The organism is Phaeodactylibacter xiamenensis (assembly GCF_000759025.1).
In the GTDB taxonomy this organism is placed as follows: domain Bacteria; phylum Bacteroidota; class Bacteroidia; order Chitinophagales; family Saprospiraceae; genus Phaeodactylibacter; species Phaeodactylibacter xiamenensis.
This window is the reverse complement of sequence record NZ_JPOS01000088.1, coordinates 1-9,057: the sequence shown is the minus strand read 5'-3', so window position 1 is coordinate 9,057 and position 9,057 is coordinate 1. Positions and strand designations below refer to the sequence as shown.

6 protein-coding genes are annotated in these 9,057 nt (G+C 48.9%); 4 read left to right on the top strand and 2 right to left on the bottom strand.

Translation table 11 applies throughout. From position 1 onward, the window contains the following. The coding region (locus IX84_RS25960) for a transposase (RefSeq protein ID WP_152605253.1) at nt 1–1,267 on the top strand (1,267 nt) is incomplete at its 5' end. A gap of 137 nt (nt 1,268–1,404) precedes the next feature. On the opposite strand, the gene IX84_RS25955 is transcribed toward IX84_RS25960, so the two are convergent. Together IX84_RS25955 and IX84_RS25950 are read right to left on the bottom strand one after the other, a co-directional pair. Beyond that, complete coding sequence (locus IX84_RS25955; protein ID WP_044228081.1) at nt 1,405–1,638, bottom strand: putative peptidoglycan-binding domain-containing protein; 234 nt, start codon at nt 1,636–1,638, stop codon at nt 1,405–1,407. Between the two features lie 2 nt (nt 1,639–1,640). Next, nucleotides 1,641–1,970 (bottom strand): glycosyl hydrolase 108 family protein, encoded by a 330-nt coding sequence (locus tag IX84_RS25950; protein ID WP_044228078.1) that lies wholly within the window; start codon nt 1,968–1,970, stop codon nt 1,641–1,643. Nucleotides 1,971–2,495: 525 nt separating this feature from the next. On the opposite strand from IX84_RS25950, the gene IX84_RS25945 reads away from it, so the two are divergent. The 3 genes from IX84_RS25945 (at nt 2,496) to IX84_RS25935 (ending at nt 8,899) form a co-directional block, all read left to right on the top strand. Continuing rightward, a complete protein-coding gene (locus IX84_RS25945) occupies nt 2,496–3,557 on the top strand; it encodes an endonuclease (RefSeq protein ID WP_052516416.1) in 1,062 nt (353 codons plus the stop codon). A 673-nt stretch (nt 3,558–4,230) separates the two neighbouring features. Then, nucleotides 4,231–5,487, top strand: coding sequence for an IS256 family transposase (locus IX84_RS25940; protein ID WP_044224525.1), 1,257 nt, complete (start codon nt 4,231–4,233; stop codon nt 5,485–5,487). Between the two features lie 1,816 nt (nt 5,488–7,303). Next, a complete protein-coding gene (locus IX84_RS25935) occupies nt 7,304–8,899 on the top strand; it encodes a T9SS type A sorting domain-containing protein (protein WP_160213944.1) in 1,596 nt (531 codons plus the stop codon). Nucleotides 8,900–9,057: the final 158 nt, after the last annotated feature.

The following is a 9,057-nucleotide window of genomic DNA, read 5'->3' as shown; positions in this document are numbered from 1 at the left end:
GGTGGCCAACCGCTATAGTTTTGTCTGGGCTAAGAACGTAGCCCGTTACAAAGCCTCTGTTTTGGAGAAGGTGGCCCAGATACTGGCGCACATAGATGAGCTGTCCAGCCAAGAGGACAGCCCCCCGCCTGACCCTGGCGGGCCAGGCACAAAGACGGATGTGCTGGCAGAAGGGGAGCAGCCACTTAGCGACAGCAAGGCAGTCCGCGAGGCCATCAGCCGTATCAACAGCCGCTTGGACAGTGAAATGCCCGGGGGTGAAGACACCAAGCCGTCCAAGTCGCAAGCCAAGCAAAAGCGCCTGGCCGGCAAACTGCCAAAAGACCATCTGCCCAAGCTGGAAGGTTACGAAGAGCAAGAGCGGCTGTTGGGCGGGCGTTCCTCGTATTCAAAGACGGATGTCGATGCTACTTTCATGAGGACAAAGGACGACCACTTGGGCAATGGGCAACTGCGGCCTTGTTACAATCTTCAGGTCGGTACCGAACAGCAGTTTATCGTCAACTATACGGTGCACCAGACGGCTTCTGACATAAGCTGTTTTGTAGCCCATATGGATGACACCCTGGGGGTACTAGACAATGCCGGGTTGAAATTGCCGGATAATGTTTGTGCTGACGCAGGCTATGGCAGCGAGCAAAACTACGAGTATCTGGAAGAGAAAGGTATAGAAGCCTATGTCAAATACCCAGGTTACCATAAAGAGCAAAAGGGCAAGCATAAGCATGCGTTCCCCCAGCAGGCGCTGCACTATAATGAAGAGGGGGACTACTTTGTTTGCCCTATGGGCCAGCACATGCATCAAGTGGGCCAGACGAAAGAAAAAACAAAAACGGGATATATAAGAACCATCCATATATATGAGGCCCAAAATTGTGAGGGCTGCCCCTTACGTGGCCAATGCTTCAAAGCCAAAGCTCAGAACCGGGCCATAAAGATAAGCCACAAGGCCCGCCAGTACCGGCAAAAGGCTAAGGAGCGCCTGCAGTCGCTAAAAGGGCAACGAAAGAAGATCCAGCGCAACATCGATGTAGAAGCTGTTTTTGGCCACATCAAGCAAGACCGGGGCTTCAGACGGTTCATGCTACAGGGGCTTAAAGGCGTAAATGTCGAGATGGGGCTGCTTGCTATCGCCAATAATTTCACCAAATGGCACAATTTAAGGAGAGCCAAGAGGATACCTATGCCCGGCCCTCATCAACCAGGCCCAAATAACGCCCAAATTGCATTAGAATACCCCCAAAATGCACTCAAAATGGCCGCTTAGCCAACATCAGGCCCTCTGAGGCCTCACAGGACCGTCAAATAGCCAGCTTAGATCAGACATCCCGAAGCCAGTGTCTGACTTCAGGGTGAATCCTGTCCTCGGGCTTCAGGGCTTTTAAGACGGCCTCTTTACCCTACTCAATTCCGGAAAGTGGTTATTGATACGGTTTTTCCAGCCCGGAGTACGCTGAGCTTTCGTGGGTCTTGCAGGGCAAGCCATTCGTAGTATTTCAGGCGCGAGTCCCGGTAGAGGTTGTACAGGAGCCCGCCGTTGATTTTGCTCTGCAGGTTGGTGACCGCGACGGTCAGGCTCCCCAGTATGCCGTCGACTTCGAGGTCTTCCCCCAAGTCGTTGAGGGTTTGCTGTAGCATCGTTACACCACAGTGTCCCCGTTGCCGCCCGGGCCGTGCTGGATGATACCGTCCGCTACGATCTCGGCTAAGTCCTGACTGTCGAACTCGCTCAGTCGGTAACGGTCCCAGTATTCCTTTTCGTAGATTTTCAGGGCGGTTGCCTTAGTCAGGTTTACCATGTCTGCCTGGGTGATGTCCCGGCGCAGGTGGTGGGCGAGTGTAGCGGGCGTAATACCGTGCTTAGTACCGATGAACGCTCCGTCCAAAAAGTTCTCCTGCCAGTTGCGGTTGCTGTTGTAGCCCCCCTCAATCTGAAGGATTTTACCTGCGGATAAATTGAAACTTGTCATTAGCAGTATTTGTAAACTGCTATCCTTTTGGAAAAAAGAAAGCGCCTTCCCCTGAAGAGGAGAGAGGCGTTTCCCCCATTAGCTGCGGTTCGTCACAACCAAAAAATGATTGCAGCTCTTCGGTGCCACTAAATTAATTATCAGTTGCTTTATACGCAATTTTATAGTGAAACGCCCTTAGTAATTTTTGTGCTGCTAGCATGGAGTTTTAAGGGGATGGGTGCAATTGCGGGTGGTGTGTATTCCGGAGTGTGCTGGCTCTTCGTCAAGGCTGTAAGCCCAGCGCAGCGCTACCTTTATCCGGAAGCAGCAGGGGCCTTTCTTAATGTAGTCACAACATCTTCCTTTTAGGTATTTAGGGGCTGCGGATTTGACTACCTTGGCGGGCTAACCCAGCACTACACATGACTAAAGATTGGCTCAGCTTTTTATACCGACGATAAAGTGGTTTGCCACAGCAAACCGACTTGATGTCGGCATAAACGCCGGAAAGTAGCCTGCTCCGATGTCGCAAACGACTTTGTTATGCGTATAGTATCCAAGGCCTCGCATATTACGGCCTGCCTGTTTCTTCTGTCGTTCTACACGCCGTTGCAGGCTCAATCGCACACACCCGTATTCCCTGGTTTAACAGGGGATGAATTGCTGACAGAAGTCGTTAGCGAGTACAAGCCATGGACTGTCCTTGATTACGGTGAAGCCAGGGACTTCATGTACGGGACGCTGTTTAACGTAAACGATAGCGTGAGCTGTGTCTATTCCGGTCATAGGCTTTACTTGCCGCCCGGTGTAGACCCTTCGACGCACCTGTTTATGAACGGGTCCTCAAATGGTATCAATGCCGAACATACGTACCCAAGAAGTAAAGGAGCAGATGAAGATAACGGTAATCCCTACTCGGATATGCACCATTTGTTCCCGGTCAGGGCCGCAGTGAATACCGGCAGGAGCAACTTCCCTTTCGGAGAGATCGATGATGATGAGACGACGTCCTGGTACTACTTTGACCAGACCCAGAGTAATATTCCATCATCAGGCGTTGACGCCTGTAGCGAGAGAGTTAATGGAATGTTCGAGCCAAGGGAATCCCACAAGGGCAACGTGGCCCGTGCAGTCTTCTACTTTTACACCATGTACGAAGAGGATGCACTTGAAGCAGACCCTGGCTTTTTCGAACTCCAGCGGGAGACGCTCTGCGAATGGCATGGTAAAGACCCTGTGGACCTGCAGGAGTGGGAGAGGACCTTCGCAATCGCTGATTATCAGGATGGCAAGCCGAACCCTTTTGTCCTGGAATGTACGCTGGCGTACCGTTCCTATTGCCAGGGCTTTATCAATGACTGTGACATTCCGATGCCTGCTCAGGAGGAAGTACAGGCTCAGGTACAGGTCTACCCGAATCCCTTTACTGACCGGCTCCATGTTGCCGCACAGGGGCCGCATACCTTACAGGTAGTTGATATGCTGGGACGGGTCTACCTGAGGCAAGGCTTCTCGGATGAGGCTGAGCTGGACCTCTCTTTCCTGGGGGCAGGCATATATTTTGTGTGGGTTGGTGAACGGGTTTTTAAGGTCATAAAGGTTTAGAGAAAAGCCAGATGTGAGATGCAGAGCTGGCAGAAAATACTCATCCATACCCTATACAAAACCTACCTTAATTAACTCTAGTCAAATATCATTCCTACATACGGTTATATAGATTGCGTGGAACTCAATGTGATATCCGTGCGCTGACAGGGCTATTCCTGGAGCAAGGCACGCAGGATTTGGGGGTAGGCTCACTAACTAATGTCACTCACATTTAGATAATACGTATTTGGCAGGCGAATAAAACATAGAGGGAAAGGTGTTTTGGCGTGTTTTTAGAAATAATATTTTTAATTATTGTTTCCTATGAAATTTTATTTTAAATAGTTATGAGTTTTTTTGAGGGCTGTTCTTTTGCATCGTCACAGATATTCAGTTCATAGGTTATTGTAATTTAAAAGTCACAATAGCTTTGCTTATGCAAAAGCGCTAAAGAACGACGAATCGTAAGTGCATAGTTGTTTTCAGTTTTGCATTGGTAAACTTAATTAGGCTTTAATACTACATGAGCCTTAGTGAGTGTTTGGGCTCCTCTTGGAGCCACACTCCAAGTGTAATTATTTGTGCATATTTGAATAGGTTATGCTTCTGTATTGGTTTGTAGTTTTCCAGGAAAAAGGAGCTCGAGAGTGTTTAGAAATGTGTGTCTCGTAAAAAATGCGAGATTTACGACATGAAAAAGAACAACCAAGAAGAAGAACAGACAGAGCCTTTCGACTTCAGCAGCTTTGAAGAGTCAGCGATAGCGGGGCTACAATCAGGCCAGCCGCTATTTGGAGAAGGTGGTGTCCTCAAACGTTTAGTCAAGCACCTGATAGAGGCCTCTTTGGAAGGGGAACTGGACGCGCACTTGGCTAGCCAAAGAGCCTCTGAAATAGCCAACAAGCGCAACGGCAGAGGGCGGTCGAAGAAACTGCGCACCGATGTTGGGGAGATAGAGATTGAAACGAGCCGTGACCGCCTGGGGAATTTTACCCCTCAGACGGTAGGCAAATGGGAACGCGAGGTAGGAGCAGGCTTTCAAGACCAGATTCTAGAGTTGTATGCGATGGGCAATAGCGTTGAGGACATAAGGCTGCATTTAGCAAAGATGTTTGGTGCCCGGCTGAGTACCGGTGCAATCAGTGCTGTTACCGACCGGGTGTGGGGGGAGATAAAGACGTGGCAGGAGCGGCCTTTATTGACGTTGTACACGCTTATTTACTTGGATGCTATACACTACAAAATCCGTGAAGAAGGGCAGGTGGTGACAAAGGCGATCTACACTATTTATGGCGTGGACGCGCAAGGACAGCGTGATATTCTTTCCATCCATATAGGTGCCAGTGAGGGCGCCCACCAATGGTCGCTGTACCTGGAGCAGCTCAAGCGCCGTGGCGTCGAGGATGTCCTGTTCTTTGCCGTCGACGGGCTTGCTGGCTTTGGGGAAGCCATCAACCGGATATACCCACAAGCCACGGTGCAGCGCTGTATCGTGCACATGATACGCACTAGCCTGATTGGCGTACAGGACAAAGACCGCAGGGCGGTTGTCAGGGACCTCAAGGGTATTTACCAAGCCGCCGGGGAAAAGGAGGCGCTCCAGGCCCTGGAAGCCTTTGAGCTTAAGTGGGGCAAACGGTACCGCCATGTAAGCGACAAGTGGCGGGAAAGCTGGTTGGAGCTTACTGCCTTTCTTGACTTTGGCCCTGAAATACGGCGTATGATCTACACGACAAATGCTGTGGAGAACGTGCACCGTCAGATGCGGAAAGTGACCAAGACAAAAGGTGCTTGGTGTACGGAGAATGCCTTGCTGAAACAACTATATCTTAGCCTTCAGCGCAAGCGCAAGAGCTGGAGCCGGAATGTCTTCAAATGGTCGACTATCCAGCAGGAGCTTATCGAGCTGTACGGCGACCGTTATCTGCAGCATGTGACGGTGGAATGAGCCGCGGCGCACGCTGTTCCAGCCGTATTCTTTCGGCCTACGGCCTACAGAATACGGCTGGAACAGCGTGACAGAATAACTAGTTTTTAACCCAGAGACACACATTATTGAACATTACCAGGAGCTCAACCTCACTTTAAGTTTACTTATGTGTCATTTACAATTATTGCTACAGGTATTTCGTGTTTTTTAGAGCGCTGGTTCTAATAAATAAGGAATATTTAATACCCTCCTTAAGTAAAAGTACTCTCGCACAGTGAAGAGTATTTTTACATGCTCCAACTCCCTGAGCACTATTCGAAAGCACTAGTGCTTTTCTGGAATTTCTCTCTAACACATCGTATTCTGTGCTGCAACAGAATATAACTTTAGACTGGTCTCTACCTGGCTTAAAGCTTCATCGTGTACAGCTATGTTGTACAGAGTGGAGAGCTTAGCGTGAGCTCAATAGTTGCGAAAGTTGAAGCTTACGGTAAGGGCGCTAGCTTAGCGGTAGAGTACAGTAGCGGCACAGTAGCTGGTACGCAGGTTTTGCGCTGTACGAGAATCAGCCAAACCCATCTAATGGCGAGACGGCGTTCGGTTCCGACCCGGCAAAGGCAGTACAGCTAAGCAAGGACCTAAAGGTTTACCCCTGAGATGGTATGCATAAAAGGGTGCAAACATATCTCGGTTAAGCCTTCTGAACCTGTGGCAGCAGGCGGCAGTAGGACACACCATCCGTATCGGCGAGAACAGCGCCACAAGGCGGATGGTGATTATGAAATAGAAGAAGTGTTGGGAGTTGTTAAATTGGCAAGGTGCTTATTAAAATGGCGCCTTGCTTTTTTTGGTTTTCAGTCAACGCTGCGCTCCCTGCGCAATGATCTCGCTTTTGTTAATTAGCTAAGTTTCCGGTTCTGCAATAAGAGTCAGCGCTGCGGATAGCAGCGATTCAGGCTATTATCCTGTGTTGTTGTCATCAATTCTTACCTGGTTTTAGCTTAGGAAAACCGGCCAGAAGATTGCCTCAATACGCAGTGTGATTTTTCCAGACGAAAAATTTTCACGTAAAATGCCCCCAGAGCAGCATGAAAATCTGCGAAAGGAGTCTACAATTTGTCTACAACTCAGGAACGGTAAATCAACAGAATTGTATAATTACTTGTAAATGAGGGGGTTTTGATTCTTAAGACTACGTTGGTGCCGTTTTGCTGTATAGTTGAAATGTGGCATATTTGAGATTGAAATACGGTAATAACCTAACGATTTAGGTTGCTTATCGAAGCTGTTAATCACGTACGTACGCCCCCTCTCTGTCAGGAATTTCGACAAAGCGACAGCCTGTAGCGCTGTCTGGCTTTGAGCTGCTAAAAGCAAAGTTCAGTACCTGCTTAAGTTCTTATTTGAAGAGGCAAGCTTAACCAGTATTACCAAGCCCATATCGATAGTGCTGTCTGATGATGGCACCGGATCAGATTACTCCCCCCTTATTGATTCTATTGTTCACTTATTAATTTTTTTAATGAGAAAGCTATTACTGTTAATTCCCCTATGGTTGCTTGTTGCGCAAGTGCTGCATGCTCAGTGCCCTACAGGGACTGCGGGTCTATTTATCAATTTGCAATCACAAGCAGAGGTTGATGCATTCGCTGCCAACTACTCTGGTTGTTCGGAACCGCCTGGAAACCTAACGATAGGACGTGCTAATGGATCTACTCCAACGGATATTACTGACATTTCTGCTCTTTCTTTTATAACAAGTGTGGGCAAGAGTTTTAAAATAAGTTATAACCCTCAGTTAACTAGCCTGTCGGGCTTAGAAAACATAACTATCGTGGGTGAGTCTTTATCTGTAATAGGATGCAGTGAATTGGAGGACCTTTCCGGTTTAGGAGGCATTGATTCTATTGCTAAAAACTTCATTATCGGTTTAAACGATAAGCTAAAGGATATATCCGCCATGGATGGCATTAACTCTCTTAACGCTCTTATTGTTGATAACAACCCTGAACTGGAGAACCTTTCTGGCCTGGAGGGTTTGACAACTGTGCGTTTCAACTTAATTATTCAAGACAATTCCAAGATAAAAAGCCTGGAAGGCTTGGATAACCTGGGCACTGTTGGTTCCCAAATTCAATTGAAAAACAATAATGTGCTTAATGACATCAGTGCTTTGGGCAATCTGGTTGATGTTGGTAATGCGGTCACGATTACAGGTAACCCTAATCTTTCTGCCTGCAGTATTGAGCCTTTCTGCAATGAGCTCAATTCTCCTCAAAGCGCATTTTTTAATGTATCCTCCAATGCATCCGGATGCGGTTCATCGTTCGAAATTAAATCAGGTTGTCCTCCCGAAGCAATATGCAAAGATGTTACAGTTGCACTGCAGGGAGACGGCTCGGCAAGCATAAATGCCAATACTGTAAACGATGGCTCGATTGGAGTTACTTCCAGCTCGGTCAGCCCTTCTTCTTTCAGCTGCTCAGATCTGGGTGATAATACCGTCACGCTAACTGTATCCAATGGCAATGGTGATACAGATGAATGTACCGCCACCGTAACTGTAACCCTGCCCACTGATCTGCCGTGGCCATGGATCGCTACCGATATCGGGGACCCGGGTAGCGGCAACAGCTATAACTTTGACCCCTGCGTGGCTGGCCCTGCGGAATACACCATCAGTGCCGATGGCTACCACCTCATCCCTAATACCTCAGATAACATGGCTTTTGCTTCCCTGCCACTCTGTGGCAATGGCGGTATACAAGCCCGCATCGAAAGCGTGGAAGGTGGTTATGCAGGCCTCATGATACGCGAGAGCAGCGCTCCGGGCGCCAGAATGATTGGTATATACAGTAACCTGACGAGCCTGTTGCGCCGCGAGATCCGTTATACAGACAATGGGCAGAATGAATCCAATACGACATATGCTTCTTTTCCTTTCATGCTTCGCCTGGTACGTAATGGCGATCGGATAAACGGGTTTTATAAGAATGGCAGCAAGTGGATTAAGTTCCATCAGGCAGAACTCCCTATGGGCGATTGCGTGGAAATGGGCCTGGCCGTCTTCTCCACCAACCCCTTCGGAACGGCAACAGCCACCTTTGACAAAGTCAACTTCATGTCTGGCATGAACCTGTCTGCTCCGAACACCGGACCGATTGCAGATGCCCTGTCCGATGTGCAGCGGGCGCGCGTATCTCCCAACCCGACTTCCGGTGCTTTCACCCTCGACTTTGAGCAGCCCCTTGAATTGGAAGCAACAGCTATACTCCTCAACGAGCTTGGGCAGCCCCTACGGCAACTGCAGCTCCCTGCCGGAGCCATCAACCATAGCTTTGACGCCTCTAATCTGCCCCGCGGCTTGTATTTCCTGGAAGTGCGGGACGAGCAGGGCTACCGGGAAGTGCTGAAGGTGGTACGGCAGTAATCTGCCCCCTCACAATAGAAGCGCTTAGATTCCAAGCTGCACTGTATGGCATCGTGCCCTGCCGTGCAGCTTGGTTTTTTATGCTGACCTCTTTCAGCTTAGTTGCTCATTGACTGATAGCGCTTTAGCTTATTGACTTTGTAATTTCCAATCGAGTC